The organism is Paenibacillus sp. MMS18-CY102 (genome assembly GCF_009789195.1).
In the GTDB taxonomy this organism is placed as follows: Bacteria; Bacillota; Bacilli; order Paenibacillales; family Paenibacillaceae; genus Paenibacillus_T.
The window spans coordinates 45,557-71,805 of the sequence record NZ_WSTC01000002.1 but is presented as its reverse complement, the minus strand read 5'-3'; the positions used below and the strand labels follow the sequence as shown (position 1 = coordinate 71,805).

At 49.8% G+C, this 26,249-nt stretch carries 23 protein-coding genes; 4 read left to right on the top strand and 19 right to left on the bottom strand.

Going from position 1 to position 26,249, the window contains the following annotated elements:
- Positions 1 to 62: 62 nt before the first annotated feature.
- The 4 genes from GON22_RS01945 to GON22_RS01930 all read right to left on the bottom strand — a co-directional run bounded on the left by GON22_RS01945 (position 63) and on the right by GON22_RS01930 (position 4,627).
- Entirely contained in the window at positions 63 to 1,259 is a 1,197-nt protein-coding gene (locus GON22_RS01945) for an aminotransferase-like domain-containing protein (protein WP_160394447.1), read from the bottom strand.
- Positions 1,260 to 1,467: 208 nt separating this feature from the next.
- A complete protein-coding gene (locus GON22_RS01940) occupies positions 1,468 to 2,790 on the bottom strand; it encodes an ABC transporter substrate-binding protein (RefSeq protein ID WP_160394446.1) in 1,323 nt (440 codons plus the stop codon).
- 125 nt (positions 2,791 to 2,915) lie between these two features.
- A complete protein-coding gene (locus GON22_RS01935; protein WP_160394445.1) occupies positions 2,916 to 3,746 on the bottom strand; it encodes a carbohydrate ABC transporter permease in 831 nt (276 codons plus the stop codon).
- On the bottom strand, positions 3,746 to 4,627 hold the full coding sequence (locus GON22_RS01930) for a carbohydrate ABC transporter permease (protein ID WP_160394444.1): 882 nt from the start codon (positions 4,625 to 4,627) through the stop codon (positions 3,746 to 3,748). Before GON22_RS01930 ends, GON22_RS01935 begins: the two co-directional genes overlap by 1 nt.
- A gap of 185 nt (positions 4,628 to 4,812) precedes the next feature.
- Between GON22_RS01930 and GON22_RS01925 the strand changes: the two genes are divergently transcribed.
- Both GON22_RS01925 and GON22_RS01920 read left to right on the top strand, forming a co-directional pair.
- Positions 4,813 to 6,630, top strand: coding sequence for a cache domain-containing sensor histidine kinase (locus GON22_RS01925; protein WP_160394443.1), 1,818 nt, complete (start codon positions 4,813 to 4,815; stop codon positions 6,628 to 6,630).
- Positions 6,627 to 8,252: a helix-turn-helix domain-containing protein gene (locus GON22_RS01920; protein ID WP_160394442.1), complete on the top strand. Its 1,626-nt coding sequence runs from the start codon at positions 6,627 to 6,629 to the stop codon at positions 8,250 to 8,252. The genes GON22_RS01925 and GON22_RS01920 overlap by 4 nt, the downstream gene beginning before the upstream one ends.
- A gap of 300 nt (positions 8,253 to 8,552) precedes the next feature.
- On the opposite strand, the gene GON22_RS01915 is transcribed toward GON22_RS01920, so the two are convergent.
- Together GON22_RS01915 and trmL are read right to left on the bottom strand one after the other, a co-directional pair.
- Positions 8,553 to 8,801: an AbrB/MazE/SpoVT family DNA-binding domain-containing protein gene (locus GON22_RS01915; protein WP_160394441.1), complete on the bottom strand. Its 249-nt coding sequence runs from the start codon at positions 8,799 to 8,801 to the stop codon at positions 8,553 to 8,555.
- 226 nt (positions 8,802 to 9,027) lie between these two features.
- A complete protein-coding gene (gene trmL, locus GON22_RS01910; protein ID WP_160394440.1) occupies positions 9,028 to 9,495 on the bottom strand; it encodes a tRNA (uridine(34)/cytosine(34)/5-carboxymethylaminomethyluridine(34)-2'-O)-methyltransferase TrmL in 468 nt (155 codons plus the stop codon).
- Positions 9,496 to 9,660: 165 nt separating this feature from the next.
- Between trmL and GON22_RS01905 the strand changes: the two genes are divergently transcribed.
- A complete protein-coding gene (locus GON22_RS01905) occupies positions 9,661 to 10,389 on the top strand; it encodes a response regulator transcription factor (protein ID WP_160394439.1) in 729 nt (242 codons plus the stop codon).
- A 111-nt stretch (positions 10,390 to 10,500) separates the two neighbouring features.
- Here the strand turns inward: GON22_RS01905 and serC are convergent, their stop codons facing one another.
- The 12 genes from serC to liaF form a co-directional block, all read right to left on the bottom strand.
- Positions 10,501 to 11,589: a 3-phosphoserine/phosphohydroxythreonine transaminase gene (gene serC, locus GON22_RS01900; protein ID WP_336604251.1), complete on the bottom strand. Its 1,089-nt coding sequence runs from the start codon at positions 11,587 to 11,589 to the stop codon at positions 10,501 to 10,503.
- A 278-nt stretch (positions 11,590 to 11,867) separates the two neighbouring features.
- Positions 11,868 to 13,292 carry a type I glutamate--ammonia ligase gene (gene glnA, locus GON22_RS01895; RefSeq protein WP_006038986.1) on the bottom strand — a complete coding sequence of 475 codons (1,425 nt, stop codon included), beginning with the start codon at positions 13,290 to 13,292 and terminating at the stop codon, positions 11,868 to 11,870.
- Positions 13,293 to 13,552: 260 nt separating this feature from the next.
- Complete coding sequence (gene aroF, locus GON22_RS01890) at positions 13,553 to 14,614, bottom strand: 3-deoxy-7-phosphoheptulonate synthase (RefSeq protein ID WP_160394437.1); 1,062 nt, start codon at positions 14,612 to 14,614, stop codon at positions 13,553 to 13,555.
- Positions 14,615 to 14,916: 302 nt separating this feature from the next.
- Positions 14,917 to 15,471: a DUF2062 domain-containing protein gene (locus tag GON22_RS01885; protein WP_160394436.1), complete on the bottom strand. Its 555-nt coding sequence runs from the start codon at positions 15,469 to 15,471 to the stop codon at positions 14,917 to 14,919.
- 1 nt (position 15,472) lies between these two features.
- Positions 15,473 to 16,426, bottom strand: coding sequence for a 4-hydroxy-3-methylbut-2-enyl diphosphate reductase (locus tag GON22_RS01880; RefSeq protein WP_160394435.1), 954 nt, complete (start codon positions 16,424 to 16,426; stop codon positions 15,473 to 15,475).
- A gap of 30 nt (positions 16,427 to 16,456) precedes the next feature.
- The gene (locus GON22_RS01875; RefSeq protein WP_160394434.1) at positions 16,457 to 17,962 is read right to left on the bottom strand and encodes a sensor histidine kinase; all 1,506 of its coding nucleotides are present in this window, start codon (positions 17,960 to 17,962) and stop codon (positions 16,457 to 16,459) included.
- Positions 17,963 to 17,967: 5 nt separating this feature from the next.
- The gene (locus GON22_RS01870; protein ID WP_160394433.1) at positions 17,968 to 18,657 is read right to left on the bottom strand and encodes a response regulator transcription factor; all 690 of its coding nucleotides are present in this window, start codon (positions 18,655 to 18,657) and stop codon (positions 17,968 to 17,970) included.
- A gap of 69 nt (positions 18,658 to 18,726) precedes the next feature.
- On the bottom strand, positions 18,727 to 20,451 hold the full coding sequence (locus GON22_RS01865) for a S1C family serine protease (RefSeq protein WP_160394432.1): 1,725 nt from the start codon (positions 20,449 to 20,451) through the stop codon (positions 18,727 to 18,729).
- 394 nt (positions 20,452 to 20,845) lie between these two features.
- Positions 20,846 to 21,268: a YugN family protein gene (locus GON22_RS01860; protein WP_202113041.1), complete on the bottom strand. Its 423-nt coding sequence runs from the start codon at positions 21,266 to 21,268 to the stop codon at positions 20,846 to 20,848.
- A gap of 137 nt (positions 21,269 to 21,405) precedes the next feature.
- Positions 21,406 to 22,074 carry a response regulator gene (locus tag GON22_RS01855; RefSeq protein ID WP_160394430.1) on the bottom strand — a complete coding sequence of 223 codons (669 nt, stop codon included), beginning with the start codon at positions 22,072 to 22,074 and terminating at the stop codon, positions 21,406 to 21,408.
- The gene (locus tag GON22_RS01850; protein ID WP_160394429.1) at positions 22,052 to 23,113 is read right to left on the bottom strand and encodes a sensor histidine kinase; all 1,062 of its coding nucleotides are present in this window, start codon (positions 23,111 to 23,113) and stop codon (positions 22,052 to 22,054) included. Before GON22_RS01850 ends, GON22_RS01855 begins: the two co-directional genes overlap by 23 nt.
- Before the next feature lie 7 nt (positions 23,114 to 23,120).
- Entirely contained in the window at positions 23,121 to 24,206 is a 1,086-nt protein-coding gene (gene liaF / locus GON22_RS01845; RefSeq protein ID WP_237178956.1) for a cell wall-active antibiotics response protein LiaF, read from the bottom strand.
- 258 nt (positions 24,207 to 24,464) lie between these two features.
- On the opposite strand from liaF, the gene GON22_RS01840 reads away from it, so the two are divergent.
- Positions 24,465 to 25,766 (top strand): ammonium transporter, encoded by a 1,302-nt coding sequence (locus tag GON22_RS01840; RefSeq protein WP_160394428.1) that lies wholly within the window; start codon positions 24,465 to 24,467, stop codon positions 25,764 to 25,766.
- 74 nt (positions 25,767 to 25,840) lie between these two features.
- On the opposite strand, the gene GON22_RS01835 is transcribed toward GON22_RS01840, so the two are convergent.
- Positions 25,841 to 26,212 carry a hypothetical protein gene (locus GON22_RS01835; RefSeq protein ID WP_336604250.1) on the bottom strand — a complete coding sequence of 124 codons (372 nt, stop codon included), beginning with the start codon at positions 26,210 to 26,212 and terminating at the stop codon, positions 25,841 to 25,843.
- Positions 26,213 to 26,249: the final 37 nt, after the last annotated feature.

Sequence of the window (26,249 nt, the reverse complement as noted above, 5' to 3'; positions counted from 1 at the left end):
TCCTTCAGCCGCCGCGGCTTTTGGGACACCCCTGTCATGTACATGCAACACTCTATAGCCGGTTAGCTTCGCGCCGTAAACTCCCCTATTGCTTCCGCAAACAGCCGAATCCCTTGCGCCATCCGCTCCCCTGTATTCAAGGTAAAGCTTAACCGCGCCGTATTGCGCTCCGGCTCCTCCGCATAGAACGCTACGCCTGGCACGAAGGCCACGCCTTTGGCAATAGCAACACGAAGCAGCGCTTCGGCATCAAGCCCCTCTGGCAACGTCAGCCACAAGAACATCCCGCCTTCCGGCGCATTCCACGTTACGCCAACAGGGCAGTAAGCGCGCAACAGCTCCTGCATCTCGTTCATCCGGTCGAAGTACGCAGCGGCGACGCCGCGAATGTGTTCTTCCAGGTCAAACTGTTGCAGCAACTCGCTGAGCAGCTGCTGGTCAAGCGAGCTCGAATGCAGATCGGCAGACTGCTTCGCCTTCGCCATCATCGCGATGAGCGGTCCATCGCCCGCCGCCCAACCGGCGCGGAGCGCTGGGGCGACGATTTTGGAGAACGAGCTTGTATACAGCACGCCGCCTTCCGCACCCGCCATCGCATAAATCGAAGGATAGCTTGCTGTAGGGTCGAACTTTATCTCCCCATAGGGATCATCCTCTATAATGGGAATCCCATATCGTTGGCACAAGGCTAGCAGCCCTTCGCGCCGTTCTTGGCTCCATACGCGCCCGGTCGGATTGCCGAACGTCGGCACGACGTATACGAGGCGTGGCTTATGCCGCTTCACTAGCTCCTCTGCTTCTTCGAGCAGCATCCCATCATCATCGCTCGGGACGGAAACGACACGCAAGCCCTGCATGCTGAAAATTTGAAGCCCCGCCAGATACGTCGGGTTTTCTACCAGCACGACGTCCCCTGGCTCCGTTAGGACGCGGGACGCGAGCTCGATCGCTTGCTGTGAGCCTGTCGTTAGCAGGATGCGTTCAGCCTCTGTCGGCATCCCGCTAGCCGTCATTCGCGCAGCCAGCTGTTCCCTGAGCGGCGTGTAGCCTTCGGTCAGCCCATACTGCAGCGTGCCTCGCCCGCGCGCGAACACGCTTGCTCCGGCGTCGCGTATCGCGTCCAGCGGAAACAGTTCCTCAGCAGGCATGCCGCCAGCGAACGAAATAATGGATTTGCCTTTTCCCTGCGTTAGTTTCAAAATGTCGCGCGTCACGGATGATTTGACTTGCTCAATTAATGTTGAGAACCGATACTCCATTGCCTGAACCTCCTCATGAACTTGAACATTGCCATTCCCTAGCCCGTCCGGATGCTAAATCGCCGCTTGCTTGAGCTCTTGCCTCATTATACGCCATCGCATCGCCTAGCGTCTTCTCCCGTTATTCATGCGATTCTTAACTCACGGCTCAACGCAAAAAGCTCCGCTCCAGCATAATGCCGGAGCGGAGCTTTCATGGCAGGCTTGCTTATTTCTTAGCAAGGCCTTTCCATTTCGTATCGATTACGTCGAACAGGGCAGGACGATCCAGTTTCTTCGCGATGTACGCTTGAATTGCAGCGCCCAGTTCTTGTTGTACGCCTTCTGGATATTTGAACCAGTTCCAGCTCTTCGTTTTGCCTTCTTTGCTGTACGCGATTACGTCGTTCGCGATGTCGCCGAGAATAGCAGGGTCTTTAACTTCGATCGATTTGAACGCAGGGATGAACTTGAATTGCTCAACCGTGTATTGTTTGCCGATATCGGAAGTTACGAGCCAGTTCAGGAATTCTTTGGCTTCAGCTTTAACTTTGGAGTTTTTGTTAACAGCCCAGTTGTTTGGTACGCCAACATACAGGTTGTCGTTTTTAGCAGCGTCGTCGTTGATTGGCATTGGCAGCAAGCCCAGGTTCAGGTCCGGATTGATGCCGTCGATTTGAACTTGCGTCCAGTTGCCTTGTTGCATCATAGCAGCTTGGCCGCTAGCGAACGTCGTTACTTGCGTGTTGTAGTCCGTCGTCAATGGGTTCTCGTTGCCATATTGCAGCGTCAGGTCAAGCAGGTTTGCCCATTGATCCAGTACTGGGTTGTTTTTCGTCGTGCCCGTGCCAGCGTTCATTGCTTGTACGAATGCATTCGGGTCGTCTTGGTTAGCTACGCCTACGTTGAAGTTGTGAATGCCGAGGATCCACCATTCTTGGTAGCCGTTAGCGAAAGGCGTAATGCCAGCTGCTTTCAGCTTCTCAGCTGCATCTTTCAGTTCCGTGATCGTTTTAGGCAGCGTCGTGATGCCTGCTTTAGCGAACAGGTCTTTGTTGTATACGAAGCCATAACCTTCAAGGTTCACTGGCATGCCGTAAATTTTGCCGTCCTTCGTCATTGGCTCTTTCGCAACGTCAATTGCGTCAGCTACCCATGGTTGGTCGGACAGGTCTTCCAGACGGTTCATCCACGTTTCTCTTTCATTGAAGCCGCCGTTGTTGAAAATGTCTGGCTCATCGCCTGAAGCGAATTTCGCTTTCAGTGCAGCGCCGTAGTCAGCACCGCCGCCGACCGTTTCGACTTTAATCGTCACGTTTGGATGAACTTTTTTGTACTCCTCTGTCAGCTTATTGAGCGCTTCTGCAATTTCAACCTTGAACTGGAACATTTTGATCGTTACAGGTTCATCGGATTTTTCTTCTGTAGTCGTCTTGTTGTCAGTAGATGCATTGTTTTTGTCTGTACCCGTGTCTTCTTTTTTCGAACCGCCGCACGCAGCAAGCGTAGCCATCAGTACGAAAGTCATTACGATCAACAATGTCTTTTTCATCTGTAAAACCTCCCTTTTCTTGGTCACACAGTGTCTTTCCTGAACAACTTCAGTATACCGGATCGATGAAACCGCTCACACCGACCACATTGAACAAAAAGGTGGAGATTGTTGACCTAGCCGTTTTACCCTTTGACCGAACCTGCCGTAATGCCCTCGATAATGTGCTTCTGCAAGAACAAGAAGAAAACGACAATTGGCAGTACGCCCATAACGAGTGCGGCAAGCGCGAGATCCCATTGCTTCGTATATTGGCCGAAGAACGAGTAGGTCGACAGCGGGATGGTACGAAGTTCTGGGCCGAGCATCAGCTGCGGCAGCAAAAAGTCGTTCCAGATCCACAAGCTGTTCAAAATAATGATGGTAACCGTCATCGGCTTAAGCAGCGGGAACACGATCCGCCAGAATACGCCATATGGCGAGCAGCCATCAACGACTGCGGCTTCTTCAACCTCGACAGGAATCGACTTCACGAAGCCGTGGTAGAGGAAGATCGTCAACGACGATCCGAAGCCAAGATAGCATAGCCAAATGCCTGGAACGCTATTGATCAGATGGAACCAGTTGCCAACCTTCATCAGCGGAATCATGATCGATTGGAACGGGATGACCATCGCAGCCACAAACATTGTAAATAACAAGTTGTTATACCAGTTCGGCTTGCGTACCATGCGATATGCCGCCATTGAGCCGAACACCGCGAGCCCTACAACACTCGTCACCGTAATGATGAAGGAATTGCGGAACGCTTTTGTATAGTTCATAATTTCGAATGCTTTCTCGTAGTTCTGCCAACGAAGCGCTTTTGGCAGCGCGGCGGAATCCATCAAGATATCTGCAAACGACTTAAACGAATTGGCGATTAAAAAGTAGAACGGCACGAGGAACAGCAGCGCAAGCAAGACAGCTCCAATTTCCATCGTGAACGATCTGGCATTGTAAGTACGGGACTTCATTATGCCTGCACCTCCCGTTTTTTCGTCAGCCATACTTGAAGCGTTGTGATGGCTGCTACAATGAGGAAGAAGATGAACGCTTTTGCCGTCCCCAGGCCATAACGATTGTTTTGGAACGCTTCCGTATAAATGTTAAGCGCAACGGATTCGGTCGAGTTGAACGGTCCGCCCTTCGTCAGCGACAAGATGACGTCGAAAGCTTTGAACGACCAGGATAAGGCAAGGAACAAACTAATGGTAACTGCGGGCATAACGAGCGGGAAAATAATGTGCCGCATCCGCTGCCACGATGTTGCGCCGTCAATGGAAGCCGCTTCCGTCAAGTCTTGCGGTACGTTGATAAGCGCCGCGATATAGATAACCATCAGGTATCCTGCTCCACTCCAGATGCTCACGATGACAATCGCCCAGAAGGATGTTTGCTCATCACCGAGCCAAGGAAGCTTGAATAAGTGCCAGTCAGTCGATTTGCCGATGGCCGCGAAACCTTTGATAAAAATAAACTGCCAGATAAAACCGAGCAGCAACCCGCCAATTACGTTAGGCAGAAAGAATACGGTACGCAATATGTTCTTCAGCTTGATTTGCTGCGTTAGCAATAAGGCAAGCAGGAACGCTACCACATTAGTCAGAATGACTGCGACGACCGTCAGCTTGGCTGTAAATTTGAACGAATTGCGGAAGCTTTCGTCTTGGAAAGCTGCTTTAAAGTTGTCGAACCCTACGAATTTAGCCGTATCTGCTACGCCATTCCAATCGGTGAACGCATAATACATGCCCAGCACGAATGGCAGCAATACGATGATGGAGAAAGCGATTGTGGCCGGTCCAGTGAATACAAGCTGCTGCATCCAACCAGCGTTAATCCATTTTTTCGTCATGGCGCTTGCGCCCCCTTCAGCGTGTTTGTACCTCTAGTATAAAATCCGTGCACCAACGCGCACACCGACGAACGTGACAGGAAAGGTGGAACATATTGATCATCGGTTGAGCATTCACTATAATAACCAGTATTCCCTGACAAACTTCTACAACTGCTGACAAAATCGCTGAGAGGAAGTCCGACATGAGGTTTTATAAGCTCCGGCGCAGCCTTCGTGCTAAGCTCATTATTTTCTTGCTGCTGGCAATCGCCGTGCCGTTAACGGCATCCATTATCATCACGAACGTTCGCACATCCGCAATCGTTACGGATGATAAGGTCAAAACCGCATCTAATTTGCTCTACCAAGGCAAGACGAATCTTCAGCATTACCTGTCGACAGTTACACAAGCTTCGTTGCTCGTTTATAACGGTGCAAGCTCCGGCGGAGATACGTTATACCGAATCTTGGAGCAAGGGCGGCAGGACTATTTATCCGAACAGGAAGTTTACAAAAGCTTGCAAGCCATCGCACTTGCTGTACGGGAAGTCCATCAGGTTTATCTGCATGCGGACAAAGGGCAGCGTGGCTATCTCGTCGTTGAAGGAAACACAAAGAAAGACAATCAGCCAAACCCTGCGAATGCGGACAAGCTGCGTAATGCCAAGGTTGCTGCAATTTATGAACCGACCCACGATAGCGGAAATTATGGCATCAACAAACCGCCCTATTACACGCCGCGGCGAGTGGTTTCGCTCCATCGCAATATCCTTCGCATTCCTTCCGACGAGCAGATCGGGACGCTCGCAATCGACATTAATACTTCTGTCATTGATGTCATTTGCCATGAGCTTTACGACAGCAGCCAAGAGCAGCTTTATTTGCTATCCGATGACGGCATTGTCGTATATGGCCCCCAGCTAGAAGCGATTGGCAAGCTGTGGAACGACAGCGAAGGCCGTGCAATCGTCTCAGCTAGAAACGGCAGCGGTTATAAAGTTGCGAACACAGATGGCTTCAATGGCGTTTATGTGTACGATCACTTAGACGAGGGCGGCATTCACTGGACCCTTGTCAAAAAGATTCCAAACTCGACACTGCAAGCAGGCACTCGCCAAGTTACGATGGTCAATACGATTGTGCTCGTCGTCTCGGCTATTATTGTTATTGCCATGGCGATTTATGTATCCTTCTGGATTACTTGGCCGATTCGGCAGCTTACAGGTTATGTTAACCGCATCCAATCCGGCGAACTCGATATTGATATTCGATTGAATCGAACGGATGAGATTGGCGTACTTGCTAGGCGGTTTCGGCTTATGATGGAAACGATTAACAATCTCGTCCTGCGTGAGTACAAGCTCGAAATAGCGAACAAAACAAATCAGCTCAAAGCGCTTCAATCGCAAGTGCAGCCACATTTTTTATATAACGCCCTTCAGATGATCGGCACGGCAGCCCTTCAGAGTGGTGCGCCAAGCGTCTATCAGCTCGTTATGCTGCTCGGCAAGCTTATGCGTTATTCCATGAGCGGTTCCGATAAACGGGTCACGCTGTCTCAGGAAATCGACCACACGACAGCATACCTGGAGCTACAAAAGCATCGATTCGGCGATAAGCTCGATTACGTCATTGAGACCGAACCAGGCATGGCAATGCTTCCTGTTCCGCGAATGATTTTACAGCCGCTCGCAGAAAATGTATTTAAGCATGCCTTCGACCCAGCTGGCGGTTTCATGCATGTTCGGATTAGCGCGCATAAACGTGATGAACTCGTCATCATAAGCATTGAAGATGATGGAACGCCGCTGGCGGATGAACGGCTGGAGGAGCTGCGCAGCCTTGTCGAGCAGCAAGGGGCCGGCGATCAGGAGCATATCGGCTTAGCCAATGTCCGGTCACGATTAAAGCTCAATTGCGGGGAACAAGCCGATTTGATGCTCGACCATGGCGCAAGGGGCGGCCTTCGTGTTACGTTAATCGTACCGATCAGCTATGAGGAAGGAGTGAATTTGCTATGAACGTCCTAATCGTAGATGATGAGCAGCATGCTCGCGAAGCAGCGAAGCTTCTCGTTCCTTGGGAACGGCTTGGCGTGCAGGAGCTATTAGAGGCGGATAATGGCGAAAGCGCCAAGGCAGTCATTTTGGACAAGCAGCCCTCCATTATCGTAACGGATATGCACATGCCTGTATCGGATGGAATGCGGCTGCTCGAATGGGTGAGTGAGCATGCCCCCTCAGCGAAGCTTATCGTCATTAGTGGATTTAATGATTTTCGTTACGTTCGGCACACGTTAAAGCACGGCGGCATCGACTATCTGCTGAAGCCTATTGATCCTGCCCAACTGCTGGATGCGGTGTATCGGGCGATTGAACAGTTAAATGAAGAAGAACAGCAACGGTTGCAACAAATCGAGCAAGGCATCACGCTGAACCAATACAAGCCCGTCTATCGCGACTATTTGTTCGGGCAGCTCATCCAGCCCAAAAGCGATACGGAAACAGTCATTGCACAGCTCACGGAACAATTTCCGCAGCTAGCAAGTGCGACGGATTGCTGCGCGATTCTTTTCTCGCTTCAGCCTGTCATGGCGCCGCTGCTCAAACGATTCGGGCATGATCGGGACTTGGCCGTCTTTGCGATTCAAAACGTGTTAAACGATTTCGTCGTGCATGAATGGAATGACGGCTGTGCATTTCGAGCCACGCATGATCCTGAAGAGCTTGTCGTACTGTTATGGCGTGGCGCAGATCGCGCCTTCCAACGGGCCGGGCAACTGATTCAAGCATTGCGCGATACGTTCGGGCTGCCCTTCCATGCAGGAGTCGGCCATTTGTCGCCATTCCCTGCAAGTGCTGCGATGGCTGTCGAATCCGCGCATAACGCTTCCTTGCACCGTAATTTATTATCCGTGCAAGGGCCTTATGTATGGTCGCCGGGCTCAAGCGACACTGGAGCTGCTGCCTCACAGCAACCTGCACCTCCAGACTTCACGACACTCGCTGATCCGGTGTGGCTTGCGCTCATTAGCCGTGACGAACAGCTGCTAGCAACTACGCTCAGGCAATGGTTCGAAGCCGTCAGCAAACTGCCGACGATAACGCCGATCCATATTGAACGCTGGACGAAACAAATCGAAATCGCTTCTGCCCGATGGCAGCATCGCGATGCAGATGCTGAAGAAAGCAGTTCTACGCCTCCACTATCGTTGCCGTTTCTGTATGAAGATGATACGACCCTGTCGCTTCGCAAAACGGAGGAGAACTGGAATGCCCTGCTGAATGCAGAAGCCGATCGTTTAGCTCGCCTCATTCGCCAGGAGCGCAACGTCATTCGCGATATTATCGAATATATCGAACGCCATCTTCAAGAGGACCTATCGCTGCAGCAGCTAGCTGGACGATTCTTCTTGAGCCGTGAATATGTGTCCCGCCGCTTCCGGCAGGAGACAGGCGTCACTTTGTCCGAATATGTGGAAGGGCTGCGAATGGAACACGCCAAGAAGCTCTTATCCAATCGCGCTTACAAAATTACAGACATCGCCGCTATGGTTGGTTACGTTGACGAGAAGTATTTCAGTAAAGTATTTAAAAAGCATGGCGGGCTTTCGCCGCAACAATTCCGTAAGTTGGAACCGTAATTTCCGAACTGTAACAAGTTGTTCACAATTTGTTTCGTTTTCTTTTGCTTAACTGTTGGGTATAATAAAAGCAATAATTGGAGGTGTGCGTGATGACGCTTAACTTTCTTATCTTCTGTACCGTCACTGTATTGTTTATCACCGCGATTCTGACGTCGTCGTACAACGACGACAAAACGAAAGGCCTGTAAATCGCATACTTGCTGATTTACGTGCTAATCGCACACAAAAAGAAAAGAAGCTTTCCGCCCTGGGCGGAAAGCTTCTTTTCTTTTTGTCGAACAATAAAGGAATAAACAATTAACGGCGAAGATGCCCCATATCAGACATACATTCAGCGCATACATAACGCTCTTTGAAATCGTTAACATCTTCCATTGATCCACAAAATACACATCTCGGGCGGTAACGCTCCAAAATGATATGGTCACCCTGCACCAAGATTTCAACAGGATCTCCCTCGTTCATTTGGTACCGTTTGCGCAGCGATTTAGGCAATACAATGCGGCCCAATTGGTCAACTTTCCGTACAACACCTGCCGGCTTCATCTGTTTTCACTCCTTATGTCTTCGTTCGCAAGCCAGTTTTGAGAAACCTATGCTCTATAGTCTTTCGATGGTTCACGTACTTTTCCTTCCCAAATCTAGTTTTTCTTAAGATTCTGCAATTCCCTGTCAGACCTGCAAGCAAATCACCCATCATAGAAAGAAAGCTTTCAACCCGCCGTACTTGCGTTCGTTACTCTTACCCGCTTGGATACAAGACGAAACAAGCTTAGTCCAACATGCCAGGAAAATCGGTTTGGCGCAACGCTTCATAAACAACGATTGCAGCTGAATTCGCCAGATTAAGCGAACGGACCTTGTCCGTCATTGGCATACGGATTAACTGGTTCGGATTCGCCTCAAGCAGCTCCTGCGGCAACCCTTTCGTTTCCTTGCCGAACACGAACAAATCCCCATCTTTATATTCAAAGTCGCAGTAGCGCTTCGTCGACCGCGTACTTGCATAGAAAAACCTGTGACCCTCGAAGCGCTCCTCCACTTCACTGAAGCTATCGTAATACGATATATTCACAGCGTACCAATAATCCAATCCTGCACGTTTGAGCGTCGCATCATCCGTACGAAACCCAAGTGGCCGCACGAGGTGAAGATGGGTTCCTGTCGCTGCGCATGTTCTTGCAATATTGCCTGTATTCGCCGGAATTTCCGGTTCCACTAATACGATATGAAAAGCCATTGTTGTCATTCCTTTCGTTATTTCGCTGCCGATTTTTACATCCGGTTAACGTTACCATAATCTTAGGAATACGGTCTACCCCTATAATCAATAAACAAAGAGCCGCTTTCCTTCTCAGATCGAGCATACATGCGTTAATAATATGGAAACAAAGGGGTTAGAACGATGCTGAAGAAGAAAATATTAATCGTCGATGACGAACCATCCATCTCAATGCTAATCGAGTTTAACTTAAAATTAGCTGGCTACGAGGTCCGTTGCGTACACGACGGTGAGGCCGTTTTCGAGCATCTGAAGCCGTTTCGACCGGATCTTATCGTTCTCGATTTGATGTTGCCTAAGATGGACGGCATCCAAGTATGCCGCGAGCTTCGCCGCCAGAACAATGCCGTTCCAATCGTCATGCTCACTGCCCTTCAAGACGTAACCGATAAAATATCTGGGCTCGATAACGGCGCAGACGATTATATGACGAAACCGTTCAGCCCTCAGGAGCTCATCTCTCGCATTCAAGCGATTTTCAGGCGTGTACAGGCACTCCCAGGTGCTAGTGAGACTGTCATCTATGAATACGGCCGTCTCAAGGTATATCCCGAGCAGCGCGAGGTTCGCATTGATGGCAGGCTAATCGAGTTAACGCCCAAAGAGTTCGAGCTCCTCGTCTTCTTGTGCCGCCATCGCGGCAAAGTGCTTAGCCGCCAACAGTTGCTTCATGGCGTATGGGATTATCATTTCCTCGGCGATACGCGCATCGTTGACGTTCACATTAGCCATCTTCGTGACAAAATCGAAAAAAACGCGCGCACGCCCGAGTATATTATTACCGTTCGGAACGTCGGCTACAAGTTGACTGGCCCGGCCGCGATCGATTCCACATCGCTTGCCGGCATGTAGGCTCGCATAGCAAGCAAGTGTGAACATACGTGCATGACAGACAACCGCCCTTTTCAGCTCGATGAGCTGAAAAGGGCGGTTGTTATCATTTACGTGAAGTTAATGATGCGATTAACCGTGGCGCTTCTGGAATTCAGCCATGAATTGGGCAAGCGCTTGGCAGCTTTCGAGCGGTACAGCATTGTAAGTCGATGCACGAAGGCCACCTACGCTGCGGTGGCCTTTCAGCCCAACGAAGCCTTCCGCTTCCGATTCCTTCACGAACAGCTTCTCCAGCTCTTCCGAGTGGATACGGAACGTGATGTTCATAATCGAACGGCTCTCTTCTTGTGCGAATCCACGGTAGAAGCCGCCGCTATTGTCGATCGTATCGTAAATAAGTTTTGTTTTATTGCGGTTATATTGCTCAACAGCTTCTACGCCGCCTTTGCCTTTAAGCCACTTCAACACGAGATTCGCCATGTATACGGAGAACGAAGGCGGCGTGTTGTACAGCGAGTCGTTTTTGGCATGCGTGTCATAACGAAGCATCGTTGGAATCGTCTTAGGGCTGTTAGCAGCCAGATCTTCACGCACGATTACGATCGTTACGCCTGATGGTCCCAGGTTTTTCTGAGCGCCAGCATAGATCAACCCAAATTTCGACACGTCTACTGGACGGCACAAAATGTCACTCGACATATCCGCCACGAGCGGCACATTGCCTGTGTCAGGATACGTCGTAAACTGCGTTCCTTCGATTGTCTCATTCGACGTAATGTGCAGGTATGCTGCATTGTCAGGAAGTTGAATCGATGACAAGTCCGGAATGCGGTTAAATTTGTCGCTTTCCGACGAAGCTACGATTGCTGTTTCACCAAACAGCTTCGCTTCCTTGATCGCTTTATCTGCCCAGCTGCCTGTCATGACATAAGCGCCAGTCTGGCCCGCATGCAACAGGTTTAATGGAACCGATGCGAATTGTGTGCTCGCGCCGCCTTGCAGCAGCAATACATGATAGTTTGACGGAATGCCGAACAATTCACGCAGCAACGATTGTGCCTCATTGTTCACTTGCTCGTAAAGCGCACTGCGATGGGACATCTCCATAATCGACATGCCTGCACCATTAAAATCCACGAATTGCTCTTGCGCTTGCTGAAGTACCTCCAACGGCAATGCAGCTGGTCCAGCATTAAAGTTAAAAGCCCGTTTCGTCACCGTAAACACTCCTGTCCTCGATTTAAGAAAATAGAGAAGTCTCCTATTCATTACTATACCCGAGACAAGTCCGTTTCCATTAGCTATCGCTATGATAGCAAGTTTAAGCCCGCGCTTCAAGTGTCAAAAAGTCGAACAAACAAGAATAATGTAAAGAAATCATTCGGTTTTTCGCCAATTTGCGCAAAAAGCAGCTTTCAAGCTTCGACATCATTCGTGAAAAATAAAAAGCGGACCCGATTGGGTCCGCTTCGAATCACTTATATAAGTGCTTAAGATTAGCAGTCGAAGTATAGGCCGTACTCGTGTGGATGGATACGGATCGATACTGCTTTAGCTTCGTTGCGTTTAACTGCAACGTAGTTGTCGATGAATTCTTTCGTGAAGACATTGCCTTCTGTCAGGAACTCATAGTCCGCTTCCAGAGCGTTAAGCGCTTCGTCGAGCGTGCCTGGTACGCTGCGGATTTCTTTTTTGTCTTCGTCAGACAGTTCGTAGATGTTTTTGTCGAAAGGACCATAGCCCAATGCAACTGGATCGATTTTGCGTTTGATTCCGTCAAGGCCTGCGAGCAGCATTGCTGCGAAGCAGAGGTATGGATTAGCTGTGGAGTCCGGCGTACGGAACTCGATACGGCAGCCTTTTGGCGTAACTGCTGCGATTGGAATACGTACTGCAGCGGAACGGTTACCTTTCGAGAATACGAGGTTAACCGGCGCTTCGTAACCCGGAACGAGACGTTTGAACGAGTTCGTCGAAGGGTTCGTCAGTGCGATCAGCGCTGGAGCATGGTACAGGATACCGCCGATGTAGTGCATAGCGAGCGGGCTCAAGTTAGCATAAGCGCCTTTTTCATAGAACAACGGTGAATCGCCGTCAAAGATCGACATGTGAACGTGCATGCCGCTGCCATTGTCGCCGAAGAGCGGTTTAGGCATGAACGTTGCAACTTTGCCGTATTGGCGAGCAACATTGTGCGTGATGTATTTGTATTTCATCAGGTTGTCAGCCGTTTTCGTCAACGTGTCGAAGCGGAAGTTGATTTCTGCTTGGCCAGCCGTTGCTACTTCGTGGTGGTGACGTTCTACGCGAAGGCCGGATTCTTGCATAACACGAACCATTTCGCTACGGATATCTTGTTGGGAGTCAACTGGAGCTACTGGAACATAGCCGCCTTTAACGCCAACTTTGAAACCAAGGTTGCCGCCTTCTTCTTTACGGCCCGTGTTCCAAGCTGCCTCTTCCGAATCAACTTCGAAATAAGATTTGTTCATGCCGCTCTCATAGCGAACATCGTCGAAGATGAAGAATTCGGACTCTGGCGCGAAGAATGCCGTCGTGCCGATACCCGTCGTTTGCAGGAATTCTTCAGCTTTTTGAGCGATGGAACGTGGGTCACGGTCATAACGCTCGCCTTCTGGCGTATGGATGTTGCTCATAATATTCAAAGTTGGATGATCAGTGAAAGGATCGATGAAGCTGGATTCCGTATCCGGCATCATTACCATGTCAGAGTTTTCGATGCCGCGGAAGCCCTCGATCGAGGAGCCGTCGAATGCTACACCGTTAACGAAAGTATCAGCGTCAACCTCAGTTGCTGGCAGCGTGATGTGGTGCGCACGGCCCGCGAGGTCTACGAAGCGGAAATCTACGAATTGGATATTGTTCTCTTTGATCGTGTTCAATACGTTTTGAACTGACATGAATGAAAGCCTCCCATTTCCGAACATTTAGGTTAGTTTGAACTTGAAACGTTCAAGTTTCCTTCGTACTATGTGGTTATTATAAAACTCAGGCTTTTGAGTGGTCAAGACTTATGTAAGGTATTTTTTGCGCTTGTGTTAGGTATGCTTACAGGTTTTTATAATTATTCACATTTGCTCGCTTGACAACACCTATGAAAAAAGCGTGAACCCCTTGCTGTGCAAGGGGTTCACGCTTTTACTGCCAGTTGATGGCATGTCTATTTTACCCAAGTTGCGAATGCTTCTGCCGGCTGTTTCGGCGTATCAAATCGCTTGCCTACCAGTGAAGCAAGTTTCTCCAAATCCTTCAATAAGTTTGCGAATTGATCAGGGAATAACGATTGCACCCCATCACCTGTCATCGAATTATCCGGATCTGTATGCATTTCGACTATAAGGCCATTCGCGCCTGCCGCAACCGATGCTTTGGACATTGGCTCCACCAATTCCCTTCTTCCAGTGCCATGGCTCGGGTCAGAAATGACCGGAAGATGGCTAAGCGACTGCAAAACCGGAATGGCGGACAGGTCGAGTGTGTTACGTGTGTACGTTTCGAACGTTCGGATTCCTCGCTCACAGAGCATAACGTTCGGATTGCCTCCAGCAAGGATGTATTCAGCCGCGTTTAGGAATTCGTCATAGGTTGCGCTGAAACCGCGTTTCAGAAGGACCGGCTTGTTAATCGTGCCCAGCTTGCGAAGCAAGTCAAAGTTTTGCATGTTGCGCGTTCCGACTTGAAGGATATCTGCATATTCTGCGCAAACATCGACGTATTCCGGCGTCATAACCTCGGTGATCGTCAGCAGGCCATGCTTCTCTCCCGCATCAGCCATCATTTTCAATCCCTCTACGCCTACGCCTTGGAAGCTGTAAGGTCCCGTACGTGGCTTAAATGCGCCTCCGCGAAGTACTTGAGCACCCGCGTTTTTAACGAGCCGAGCGATTTCGTTAATTTGCTCAGGCGTTTCGACTGCACAAGGGCCGCCCATAATAACCAGATGCTCGCCGCCGATTTTAACGCCTTTGATCTCAATGATCGTATCGTCAGGATGGAACTCACGGCTAGCCAGCTTGTAAGACTTCGAAATTTTAATCACGTTGTCTACGCCTTTGAGTTGGCGAAGGTGTTCCGCGAGTGTTGGCTCGGCTTGGCCGATAATGCCAATTACAGTCCGGTCCGTTCCCCGTGATACATGCGCCTGGACGCCAGTCTTCTCGATTTGGTGCACAATTTCTGCGATACGTTCCTCGGTAATGTTGGACTGTGTAATAACGATCATTTCATCCATCTCCTTTAAACATCTATAATGGCCATTCATCAGATTACATTTTCGCGCTTAAACGCTTGTTTGCTTTTATGCTTTTTAGCTTTTATGCTTTGTGGCTTTTATGCTTTGTGGCTTTTATGCTTTGTGGCTTTTATGCTTTTAATCGCTAAAGTAAATATACAGGATAAACAAGCTTTCCGTCAACCCCTCCAATCAAAAATCATTCGCTTAACCGTTATCTACTCAACATCCGCTCACAAAAAAAGCAGCCTCGGCGGTGTGTCGCACACCATCAAGACTGCCTTATCCATCCATCATTCCACCGCCGGCTTTGTCGCCACTGTATCCGCGCGGCGTTCCTTCCGTTTCTTGCGCCTGCGTTCCGTGAAGAACGTGATGCTCTGTCTCACTGGGAAATAGAACAAGATGCCCAGCAAAATGCCATTAATGAGGCCACCGACGATTAGTTTCAGGTTATACCCGATAAACTTGTTCACAAAATGCGGCAAAAACGAAATATGCACATGCAAATGAGCTGGAAGTATCCATCCGCCAACGATTCCGCTCAGGAATGCGATGGGTATAAATATGATTTTGCCTATAAGAAATCCGATGAGCGCTCCTGCCATGCTCGCGCGAAACACATACACAAGCGGGAATAAGAGGAAAAACGCAAGCCCCATTGTAGGCAATGTTACCATCTCGATTGCCATGCCGATCGAAAATCCGAGCGCTACGAACGCAGCCCCGCCAGGTGCGCGCAAAAGCATTAATAATTTGTGACGAAACCAACGCTTCAACTGCAGCGGCTTGCGCCCAGGCGTTCCATTGCCCGCTTTCCGCCTTCCGCCCCGCTCCATCGCCCTCATTTTACGCTCCCGCCGATTTCGTACGAATGGTTGGGAGCAATTTGTTCATATTAATCGTGCGGACCTTCTCCCACGTGGAAGGATCGTTCGAGTCAAACTGCTCGACGAAAGCGATAACTTCCTTCGTAATCGGGGTTGGCGTAGAAGCGCCTGAAGTGACTGCTACGCGCTCAAGTCCTTTGAGCCATTCGATATCGACCTCGCTCAGGTCCGATACCCGGTAAGCTTTTACCCCAGCGATCTCTTCCGAAACTTGCGCAAGACGGTTCGAGTTGTTGCTTCTTGGATCCCCTACGACGAGAACAAGCTGCGCTTGGTCCGCTTGCTGTGCGACCGCCTCTTGGCGAACCTGCGTAGCAAGGCACACCTCATTATGAATTTCTGCCTTCGGGAACTTCTCCAGCAGCTTCGTAATCAGAATGCGAATGTCCCATTGCGACATCGTCGTTTGGTTCGTAATAAGCAAACGCTCTTTATCAAGCTCAAGCGCGGCAATGTCCTGTTCATTCTCAATAATATGAACGCGATCCGGCGCGATGCCAATTGCACCCTCCGGCTCTGGATGCCCCTTCTTGCCGATATAAATAATATCGTAGCCTTCTGCCGTCTTCTCATTAATGAGATCATGCGTCTTCGTCACATCCGGACAAGTAGCATCGACGACCGTCAGCCCTTTCTCCACAGCGCGGCGGCGAACTTCTGGCGATACGCCGTGTGCAGTGAAGATAACCGTGCCTTCTTGAATTTGCTCCAATATCTCAAGCCGGTTAGGGCCATCCAATGTAATGATGCCTTCATTCTCGAAAGCATCTGTTACATGCGCATTATGGACAATCATGCCCAAGATGTGAACCGGTCTAGGCAAATCTAAATTTCGAGCTGTTTGCAATGCTAGTACCATCGCATCAACGACACCATAACAATAGCCACGCGGTGATATTTTGACGACTTCCATGAAAGAAACACCTGCTTTCTGCCCAACCCGCTAGCTCGGTCGGTTATCCGTTCCCTCCATTATACCTGATTCATGTTGTCGAGAAAAGGCGATGGGCAGCCACACCGTAAAGGTGCTTCCTTCCTCCTCGCGCGTCGTTACCTCGACGAAGCCGTTATGCTCATCAATAATCCATTTAGCGATCGATAACCCTAAGCCCGTGCCAGACGTTTTGCCTCTAGATACATCGGCGCGATAGAAGCGGTCGAATATGTTCGGGACCTCGTCCCCCTTCATTCCGATCCCGGTATCCCGCACCATGATGCCTGCACGGTCCCCTTGCCGAATAGCTGTCAGCTCGACCTTTCCGCTAGGGGTATATTTGAATGCATTTTCAATAAAAATAAACAGCAGCTGCCGGAGAAAGTCTGGATTTCCAAATACCCTAACGTCCTCCAATTGCGAGTAATTGCCAATGATCCATTCCGCTTTTCTCGGCAAATGCTGGGCGCGCCTGCACACATCCTCAACAATTGGCAGCAGCTCGACTTCTGACTTCTCCATCACGAAGCCTGCATCCGCACGGGCAAGCGACAGCAAATCGTTCACGAGCCGGCTCATCCGAATCGCTTCTTCGGCAATGTCCCGCATGGCTTCGCGAGTCATTGCATGGCGTTCCGCTTCTTCTTCTGTCAACGCAGGCCCATCGCCAGCTTGCGGCTCCAGCGCCGGCCGCCACATCCGCTCAAGCAATTCAATATTGCCGCGAATCGTCGTAAGCGGCGTTCGCAGCTCATGCGATGCGTCAGACACGAACCTCCGCTGGGAGTTGTAAGCTTCATCTAGCTCGTTATATGCAGTGTGCATCCTGCCTAACATGCCGTTAAGCGTATCGGTCAGCCGGCCAATCTCATCATTAGGCGCCTCCCGCGGTATGCGGTATGTCAGGTCAGAGCCTGTTTCGATTTTGCGCGAAGCTTGAATGACATTCTCGATTGGGCGCAACACTTGGCGTGCGAGAAGCATCCCAATCGTAAACGCGATAATGACCGCCGCCAACGACGAAATAATTAAAATATTGCGCAGGTCATACAAGTAATCTGCTTCACTGCCAGTGAACGCACCGATCTGTACGACAAACTGCTCGTTCGTTCTTTGCTTAACAAGCGTAATTTCGCATAACATGAACGGATAGCCATCCGCTTTTACTTTACGGTAAACAGCGCCATCTAAACCCGCATCATTGGGCAACGGGAATTGAAGATTGTTCGACAGCATATTATTGGATTTATCAACGATGTTCTTGTCATTCATATTAACAAGCTGAACGTATAACTCGCTTTGAACGGACGATCTAGTAAGCCGGTCTAGATGGATGCCTTCGCCAAATATCCCGCTACTTTCTTCAAGCAACTCCTTCGCCCCTGCTTCCAGCCGCGAGTGGACTTCGCCATAAGAATTATAATAGGTAAAAAAGTAAATGGAGCCGCAGAGCAGCATCAGTGTAACTGCAAGCAACCCCGAGTACCATAACGTTAATCGAAGCCGTATCGTCATGCTGATTAGCCGCCTTCCCCTCGCAGCACATAGCCTGTCCCGCGCACGGTCTGGATAAGCCGTTTCGACGTGCCATCCTCCGTTTTTTGGCGCAGCATCGCAATATAAACCTCAAGCACATTCGATTCACCGCTGTAATCATAGCCCCATATCTTGTCCATAATGGAATCACGCGTTAATACGCGGCGGGGATTTTGCATGAACAGATGAAGCAGATCAAATTCCTTCGCGGTCAAATCGATACGCCTTCCGCCACGAATCGCTTCGCGAGAATCAAGATCGAGCGTCATGTCCTCGAATTGCAGCCTTCCGTCCGTCTCTTGGCGATCCGGCTTGCGCCGCAGCAGTGCCCGTACTCTAGCGAGCAATTCTTCTAGCGCAAACGGCTTGACCAAGTAATCATCCGCGCCCATATCCAGCCCTTTAACCCGGTCCTGAATATCATCCTTGGCGGTCAGCATAAGGACAGGAACGCTGCTTCCCGCTTCCCGGACGCGGCGGCATACTTCCCAGCCATCCATCTGTGGCATCATCACATCCAGAATAAGAAGGTCAGGATCCGATTTCCCCATCACCTTGAGCCCTTCCAAGCCATCATTAGCGATCGTCACCTCATACCCTTCGAAAGCAAGGCTTCGGCGCAGCATCGACGTTATTTTGTCATCATCATCCACTACAAATATCCGTTGTCTCATTAATGTTGTCCTCCTACGGCAAGAAACGCAGGCGGTTATGCGCCGGCCTGCGTCTCCTTCTTTATTCTATTATTGTTGCTGCTGCTGTGGTTGTTCAACATTAAATTTATTTTTGTCGCCAATGTCGACGGTGAGGTCGATATTTTTGCCATTGCGAATGACGTTGAGCACTGCTTTATCGCCTACCTTGCGGCTTTGGATTGCAGTTACTAATTTCGTCGAATCAGCATACTTCGTGCCATCTACACCCACGATGACGTCATACTGCCGTACATCCGCCATATAGGCTGGCGATTTAAAGTAAACCGCTTTGACCAACACGCCATCCGTCGAGCTGAGCCCTAATTGTTGAGCGTATTGTTCGTTCAAATTCTCAAGCTCAACGCCGATAAACGGCACTGGCGGTTTCGGAATTTCTTTATTGTTCTTGAGGCTATCCAGCACCTCTTGAATCGTACTCGTCGGAATGGCGAAGCCAATTCCTTGCGCTTGCGAGCTAACCGCTGTATTGATGCCGACAACCTCACCCTTGAGGTTGAGCAGCGGGCCGCCAGAGTTGCCTGGATTAATCGAAGCGTCTGTTTGCAGCAAATGCTTATACTGGCGTGTGCCATTCTCATCCGGAATATCAATTGGGCGTTCTTTGGCGCTCAATACGCCAATCGTTACCGTATGGTCAAACCCGTACGGATTGCCGATTGCAACGACCCAATCGCCGATGTTGATCCCGTCTGAGCTGCCGAGCGCCAGCGTTGGGAATGGTTTGGTGCCTTCTACCTTCAGCACTGCAAGATCAAGATCATAGCTTGAACCGAGCAGTTTGGCCGTGAATGGCTTATCGAAGCCTTGCACCGTAACTTGAATCTCATCCGAATCTGCCACAACATGCTGATTGGTTAGAATATATCCGCTTTGGTCAAAGAAGAATCCTGTCCCGATGCCAGCTGGCGTCAATTGGCCTTGCGATTGGTTCTGTTGATCGTTACCGTTATTGCCGCCATTGCCGCCATTGGGCGAATCCTCCCCGAAAAATTGGCGGAAGAATGGATCATCAAACATGCCATTCCCACTGTTCCCACGCTGCTGCTGTTTGACATATGTTTCGATTTTTACAACCGCTGGGCTTGCTTGCTCAAAAATCTTGGCGATATTGTTCGGCCGAACGACATCCGCCGCATTCGAGACGCCAGCGCCTGAGCCATCACTGGATACCGTGCTGCCCGTCTGAACCGTGCCGCTTGCAGCAAGCGATTCTTTGCCCGTAAACCAGTTGTTCGAATCCGCGGCATACATTAACGAGCCAACAGTGAGTACACCAGCTAGAAAAGCAATAACTACCGCTTTGAACGGAGATTTGCGCTTCTCCTTCACCTGCCAGCCATTGCGTGCCGCTGACGTTGCCGCCACTGGCGCGAACGAGCGAAGCGGCGGCGGCGATACTATCACATTGTCTTGATCCAAAACCGGCTCCGCTGAAGCAGGCTGCGGCGAACTGGCATGCTCATGCTGTTCGTCCCCATACGCCGGCCCTTCAGGGCGTTCGCTTGCTTCTGGCTGCTGGCGGAAGCTATTGTACCTGCCGTCTTGGGCGCCTGGCTTAAACGGCCCGTACGAATAGTAGTATGAAGATTTATTGGAAGATGAATCGTCGCCATGCTGGTTGTCTATATCATCATGAGGTTCACTATGGTGGCTAGACGGACGCGCTTGCTCGCCATCATTGCGATCGTTATTGTTCTCTGGCTTATCTGCGAAAAAATCATCAAAAGACCCTTTTTTGTTCTGATCATCCATTTTGAAATCCCTCCAACCAAATGATTGCCGTTTCTATAGTTCTATCATGCACATTCTACCTTAAAACAAACTTAAACTCACCTGAATTTCTGATTACTTTTGCATACGTGAAAAGCTTGATGATATTGAAATTTGCGTATCTTTAAGCATGTTCGCGCAGCTGGATATGCGCATTAAAATAGTAACGCATTCGTTATTCGATAGAAATAAAATGAGGAGAAATATTTCCAAATAGTATAAACGGAGGAAACACCATGCAATTGATCACATGGGCCATTAATGTCGCAGCGCTAGTAGTCAGCCTTTAAAAATCAAACAACCTCTCGGCCACGTTTGAAAGGAACGTGCATCGAGAGGTTGTTTGCAGGCTAGCCGCCCGGGAAGCATGACTCCTTTAATGAAGCAGCAATCCTTGTTCAGCACTGGATAACACTTGCTTCGCTTTGTCGATCCATTTCGACTCGATCTTAGCGTCTGGATCAACAGGCGATTGGAATTGATCAACCAAGCTGCCGAGGAGGCGTACCGACGCTTCCTCATCGTTGCCCTCATTGTATAAATGCTTCAGCACATATGGCGCCCCCAGGCGGATCGTCGCGTCATTATCCGAATCCTGGTTATCGATTGCCCCAGATAACACTTCAAAGGGGAGGCGAAGCCATACTTTATTCGCTTCATCAAGAGAACGGTCGAACGACCCTCTCTCATAATCCCAATTGCCGCCCAATGCAAAATCTTGCTGCTCCAGCCGTTCTTTGGCTTCTACAAAGGCAAACTCTCTTGATTCGATGTCGGATTCCAGCGGTATCACTATCATTGCCCCTTTCGGCCAGCACGGCTTATTCAATGCCGTAAGTTGGCAGTGTCCATATATCCGTAGGTTGTCCTGCATACTTCCGCTTTATGCCAACCAACAACGAAAAAGGCCTCTCTCGAAGAGAAGCCCTTGTCCAGTTATGCTTGCGGCTTCGCCCAGCCTTTGCGATGCGCATAAACAGCAAGCTGCGTCCGGTCCTCCAGCTCGCATTTCATTAATAGGTTGCTCACATGCGTCTTGACCGTTTTGATGCTAATATGCAGCTCTTCCGCAATCTCCTTATTCGCCATCCCGTCCGCAATTAGCAGCAGCACTTCTTTCTCCCGCTCAGTTAACCCTTCATCCGCTCCTTGAGCTGAGCGTTGTCTTAGCCCGCGCGTCAGCGCTTGGGATACATCGGCAGTCATGACTGGCATCCCCTTGACCGCACCGGTTAAGGCATAGATAAGTTCTTCGGCAGATACCGTCTTCAATACGTAACTAACAGCTCCCGCTTCTACAGCGGCAAGCACTTTATCATCCTCTAGGAAGCTCGTCAGCATTACAATTTTTAATTCTGGATAACGTTCCATTATCGCGGCGGTCGCTTGTACGCCATCCATAACAGGCATCATTAAGTCCATAAGAATAAGATCCGGCAGCGTTTCGCTCTGCTCTAGCACACGAAGCGCTTCTTCCCCATTGCCTGCTTCTGCAATAACTTCAAACTTCGGTTCCAGCATCAGGTAAGTTTTTAATCCGGCCCGCACCATATCATGGTCATCCACAATCATAACTGAATAGTTACTTTTCCCCGTCACCGTCATCCATCAAACCTCGCTTATCTGTATATTTCGGTATCGTCACCCGAATTCGCGTTCCACCGCCTGGCTTGCTCCAGAGGATTGCATCCCCGCCTAGCTTCTGTGCTCGCTCCCTCATCGTAGATAAGCCATATGAGCCTTCGCGCACTTCATCCGGCCGGAACCCCACTCCATCATCCTGCAATGTCATAATAATTTGATGGTCGGTCTCCGAAAGCGTTAATACTGCCCGATGTGCGCGGGCATGCTTTACAATGTTAGCCATTGCTTCTTGTATAATAAGGAAGAGTTGGTGTTCCTTCGCCTCTGACAATGGATCGATAACCCGCCAATCCATCTCGCCCTGCAACTGGTTCTGGCGGCAATAATCCGGAAACCACTTGTCCAATGCTTGTTGGAGCGAGCGCCCTTCTAGCTCCATTGGACGAAGTTGGGCAATAAAGCCTCGCATTTGCTTCTGTGCGATCGTAGACATATCTATCAATTGCTTCATTACTTCCGCCGCTTGATCCGGCCTTAATTCAAGCAGTTTAGGAAGCGATGCTGCTGACATATGAATAGCGAATAGCTGCTGGCTAACTGTATCGTGCAAATCACGCGCGAGCCGCTTCCGTTCCTCATGCACTGCCGCTTCATTCGAAGCCATCTCCCGCATGACCTGTTCTTCCCCTGCGATCTGAACGAGTTGCAGCCTCTCTTCAACCATTGCTGCCATTTCATTAAATTCCGTATTGACCGCTTCGAAGGAGCGTGCGCCACTTGCAGGCAGCCGTACTGCCCAATTGCCGTTATTCGCCTGCTTAATTGCTAAGTGCAGCGCATCGACACGCCGCTGGATCGTCTGCGCAGTCCAATAACCGAATCCTGAGCTTACGAGCAGGATTACCCCAATCACGCACAGGCCAAATTCAAACCCTTTTATGCCACTTACGTCCGAGAACCAGCCGCGAAGCGCATACATGCTTCCTGCAGAGAGCAGGGCAGACACGGCGAATAGGGCAATAATTTCTAGCTTGCCGCTGCGAAACAACCGAACCATCATGCCACGCTCACCCTACTTTCGTCACCCGCACATCACCAATAAATGTGCTGCAAACCAATTTAATCCTTTTTTCCGTTTCCTTATAATAAGGGCTTTCGACATCCATGCTGCGAAACACCCTGGAATCCCTCATATCGAGCACCCTCGCATCACCGATAAATGCACTCGATACGACGTGAATGCCGACTTCGTAATCGTTAGGCAAATAGATTTTGACATCCCCGATAAAAGAAGAAATTGTGATCTTCGTCTCGCCCGGTGGAATTTGCGCTTTCGTTAAATCAAGCACGGTATCTCCAACAAAATGGGAAATATTGAGCGGCTTCAGCTCCCAATGGTCGTTGCCAATGTGAATGTCACCAATAAATCCGGATCGCGTCTGCGTATTCGGGTCAGAATCCCACCATTCCACACGCTCCCATGGATTGTGGTGTTTCCGGTAGGAGGCTCCCGCATGGCGCTGGATTTTCTGGTGAATACGTTCCATTTTTCGCTCGATTTTCTGCTGATGGCGATTCATGCGATCCGCAAGATGCTGAGCATGGCGGCTCTCATAATTATGAGTCGGTTCTTTCCTCAAGTTTGGCCCTGTTGGCGGATGGGGAGGGATCGGTCCCTCCGGAGCCTCTGGACCAGGCGCTCCCGGATTCATAGTCGGATCCGGATGCAGTGGCGGCGCTGGCGGCACATATCCCGTCGGCTTGTAAGGCTGCCAATCATCCTTCTGATTATATTCGCGCTTTCCGTAATGTTTAGGTTTGAAGATCATATTAAGGCCAAACATGATAAGAATGACCGGGCCTACGAAACGCATCAGATCACCAACCGACCATTCAAACCAGTCCAAATTGCGCCCGAGGAAAATGAAGCCAATAGAGAACATCACTCCTCCGCTCCAAATGGCCGATCCTACGCTGCTCGCGAATAATAATCCGTTCAATCCGGCAAACATTAAGGCAACAGGCCAATACGTAGAGGCGATATCCCCGATGTCGAAATCTACAATGCCAAACTGCTTAAGCAAAAAGCCGCTTCCTATCGCGACGATAAACAATCCCCATAAGAATCGGCTTGCATATTGTCGTCCATTCATTCTCGTTCAGCTCCTAAGTGTGCCGTTGTTACATTTGATTATAACGAAAGCTTGGCGTTTCGTTAACCGTCGCTTGGTCGAACCCAACATCCGTCTCAAGACTGAGTCTACCTTTTTAAATAGAAATCTTTAATTTGTGTAACGTATTGTTACATATCGTGTTGACATAGTTAACTTCGTAAACTTATAATGAATTTCGGCTTCATATATTGCATAAAACCTGACGTGTAGTTTGATCTAAATAGGAGTGAGCAGCATATGGATTTGTTAACCTTATCGCAAGGCCTAGATACAATCTGGATCGTACTCACCGCTGCAATGATTTTATTGATGGAAGGCGGCTTCGCCCTGCTTGAGGCCGGGTTCGTGCGACAGAAGAATGCCGTCAGCATTATTATGAAAGTATTTGTTGATATTACATTCGGCGCTCTCATTTATTTTGCATTCGGGTTCGCACTCATGCATGGCAAAGATTCAGGCGGATTCATCGGGCTTTCTGGCTTTTTCATGAATGGCGATCTATCCCATATCAAACTTAATGTTTCGCTCGATACCTACTGGCTATTCCAAAGCGCATTCGTAATCGCCGTCATTTCGATCGTATCCGGTGCAGTGGCTGAGCGGATCAACTTCCGCGCTTATATTTTGTTCACGATCGCAATGACCGGGCTTATCTACCCAATCGCCGGCCATTGGATCTGGGCTGTAGGCGGATGGCTAGGCAAACTCGGCATGCTCGACTTCGCCGGCTCCGCTGTCATTCACGGCCTTGGCGGCTTCGCAGCCTTGGCAGCAGCTATTTTCATCGGTCCGCGCATTGGCAAGTTTTCCGCAGACGGGCAAGCGAATATCGTCCCCCCCTCTAACTTGCCGCTCGCCTCTGTCGGCGCTTTCATTTTGTGGTTCGGATGGTTCGGCTTTAACTCTGGCAGCACAATGAGCGCTACCAACGGCTCAATTGGGCATATTGCAGTCACGACGATGCTCTCCGCTGCAGCGGGTGGCGCAGCCTGCATTCTGTTCACCATGTTTCGTTACAAAAAAGCCGATCCACCTATGGTCATCAACGGCTCGCTTGCAGGGCTAGTAGGCATCACTGCCGGCTGCGCATATGTATCTGATGACGTCGCTATCCTAATCGGAATCATCTGCGGCATTGCCATGTTACTCGCAACCGAATGGCTGGAATCACGCCAGATTGACGACCCTGTTGGAGCCTTCGCAGTGCACGGCGTTAGCGGAAGCATCGGCACGATTGCCCTTGGCCTCTTCGCGAAGGAAGAATTGACTTCGCAAGTCGGACAAGGCTATTATGGCCTATTCTATGGTGGTGGGTGGCAACTGCTCGGCATCCAAACGCTCGGTCTTGTTGTTGTATGCGCATGGGGCTTCTCCCTTACTTGGATTTCCTTAAAAATCATTAACCGATTTGTACGCGTGCGCGTAAGCCAAGATGAGGAGCTCGTCGGCCTTGATGTTGGCATCCACGGCGTGCCAGCCTATAGCCAAGAGCACGACTTCCTCGACCTTGAACATTTGAAACAAGAACGCCCTCATTAGCATATACGCGCTAGCAACACAACAAAGAACGCCCTGTCTGATACTCATCAGATACAGGGCGTTTTCATTAGGCATTACGTTAACGTTTCAAGGTCGGACAACTTCTCATCTGAAGACTTCGGGCTGTCCAACAAATGGCGCGCCCGGTCAGCCTCAACTCGAAGTTTGCGAGCTCTCTCCATCGGTTTTTTCACGTAATGAATATATTCGACAGCGAGATGATGCGCAGGCTTTCTTCCGGACAACAGCCGACGGAACGAGGACATCGCCTGATAAGCGCGCTCTTCTTTCAGGCGGCGCTTCTCATAACGCTCAACCATCTCTTCAATCTCGGTAATTTCAGCTTCTTTCTTCGCGATGTACGCATCCAAAAACGGAACGACGTCCGCAGGCTTATTGGGAGCTTTCAATCCAATCGCGCTCATTGTAGGAATGGGATCAGTCACGTCAATTCACCTGACTCTTTCATGTAATAATACATTA

Bases quoted from the DNA above. Each gene is read 5' to 3' on its own strand.
- GON22_RS01885 (WP_160394436.1), bottom strand. From the start codon at position 15,471: ATGAGGGCGATGGAGCGGGGCGGAAGGCGGAAAGCGGGCAATGGAACG.
- GON22_RS01930 (WP_160394444.1), bottom strand. From the start codon at position 4,627: ATGACGAAAAAATGGATTAACGCTGGTTGGATGCAGCAGCTTGTATTC.
- liaF (WP_237178956.1), bottom strand. From the start codon at position 24,206: ATGAATGGACGACAATATGCAAGCCGATTCTTATGGGGATTGTTTATC.
- GON22_RS01935 (WP_160394445.1), bottom strand. From the start codon at position 3,746: ATGAAGTCCCGTACTTACAATGCCAGATCGTTCACGATGGAAATTGGA.
- GON22_RS01860 (WP_202113041.1), bottom strand. From the start codon at position 21,268: ATGATAGTGATACCGCTGGAATCCGACATCGAATCAAGAGAGTTTGCC.
- GON22_RS01875 (WP_160394434.1), bottom strand. From the start codon at position 17,962: ATGACGATACGGCTTCGATTAACGTTATGGTACTCGGGGTTGCTTGCA.
- GON22_RS01840 (WP_160394428.1), top strand. From the start codon at position 24,465: ATGGATTTGTTAACCTTATCGCAAGGCCTAGATACAATCTGGATCGTA.
- GON22_RS01880 (WP_160394435.1), bottom strand. From the start codon at position 16,426: ATGGAAGTCGTCAAAATATCACCGCGTGGCTATTGTTATGGTGTCGTT.
- GON22_RS01940 (WP_160394446.1), bottom strand. From the start codon at position 2,790: ATGAAAAAGACATTGTTGATCGTAATGACTTTCGTACTGATGGCTACG.
- GON22_RS01905 (WP_160394439.1), top strand. From the start codon at position 9,661: ATGCTGAAGAAGAAAATATTAATCGTCGATGACGAACCATCCATCTCA.
- trmL (WP_160394440.1), bottom strand. From the start codon at position 9,495: ATGGCTTTTCATATCGTATTAGTGGAACCGGAAATTCCGGCGAATACA.
- glnA (WP_006038986.1), bottom strand. From the start codon at position 13,292: ATGTCAGTTCAAAACGTATTGAACACGATCAAAGAGAACAATATCCAA.
- GON22_RS01850 (WP_160394429.1), bottom strand. From the start codon at position 23,113: ATGATGGTTCGGTTGTTTCGCAGCGGCAAGCTAGAAATTATTGCCCTA.
- GON22_RS01915 (WP_160394441.1), bottom strand. From the start codon at position 8,801: ATGAAGCCGGCAGGTGTTGTACGGAAAGTTGACCAATTGGGCCGCATT.
- GON22_RS01870 (WP_160394433.1), bottom strand. From the start codon at position 18,657: ATGAGACAACGGATATTTGTAGTGGATGATGATGACAAAATAACGTCG.
- GON22_RS01925 (WP_160394443.1), top strand. From the start codon at position 4,813: ATGAGGTTTTATAAGCTCCGGCGCAGCCTTCGTGCTAAGCTCATTATT.
- GON22_RS01865 (WP_160394432.1), bottom strand. From the start codon at position 20,451: ATGGATGATCAGAACAAAAAAGGGTCTTTTGATGATTTTTTCGCAGAT.
- GON22_RS01920 (WP_160394442.1), top strand. From the start codon at position 6,627: ATGAACGTCCTAATCGTAGATGATGAGCAGCATGCTCGCGAAGCAGCG.
- GON22_RS01855 (WP_160394430.1), bottom strand. From the start codon at position 22,074: ATGACGGTGACGGGGAAAAGTAACTATTCAGTTATGATTGTGGATGAC.
- aroF (WP_160394437.1), bottom strand. From the start codon at position 14,614: ATGATCGTTATTACACAGTCCAACATTACCGAGGAACGTATCGCAGAA.
- GON22_RS01945 (WP_160394447.1), bottom strand. From the start codon at position 1,259: ATGGAGTATCGGTTCTCAACATTAATTGAGCAAGTCAAATCATCCGTG.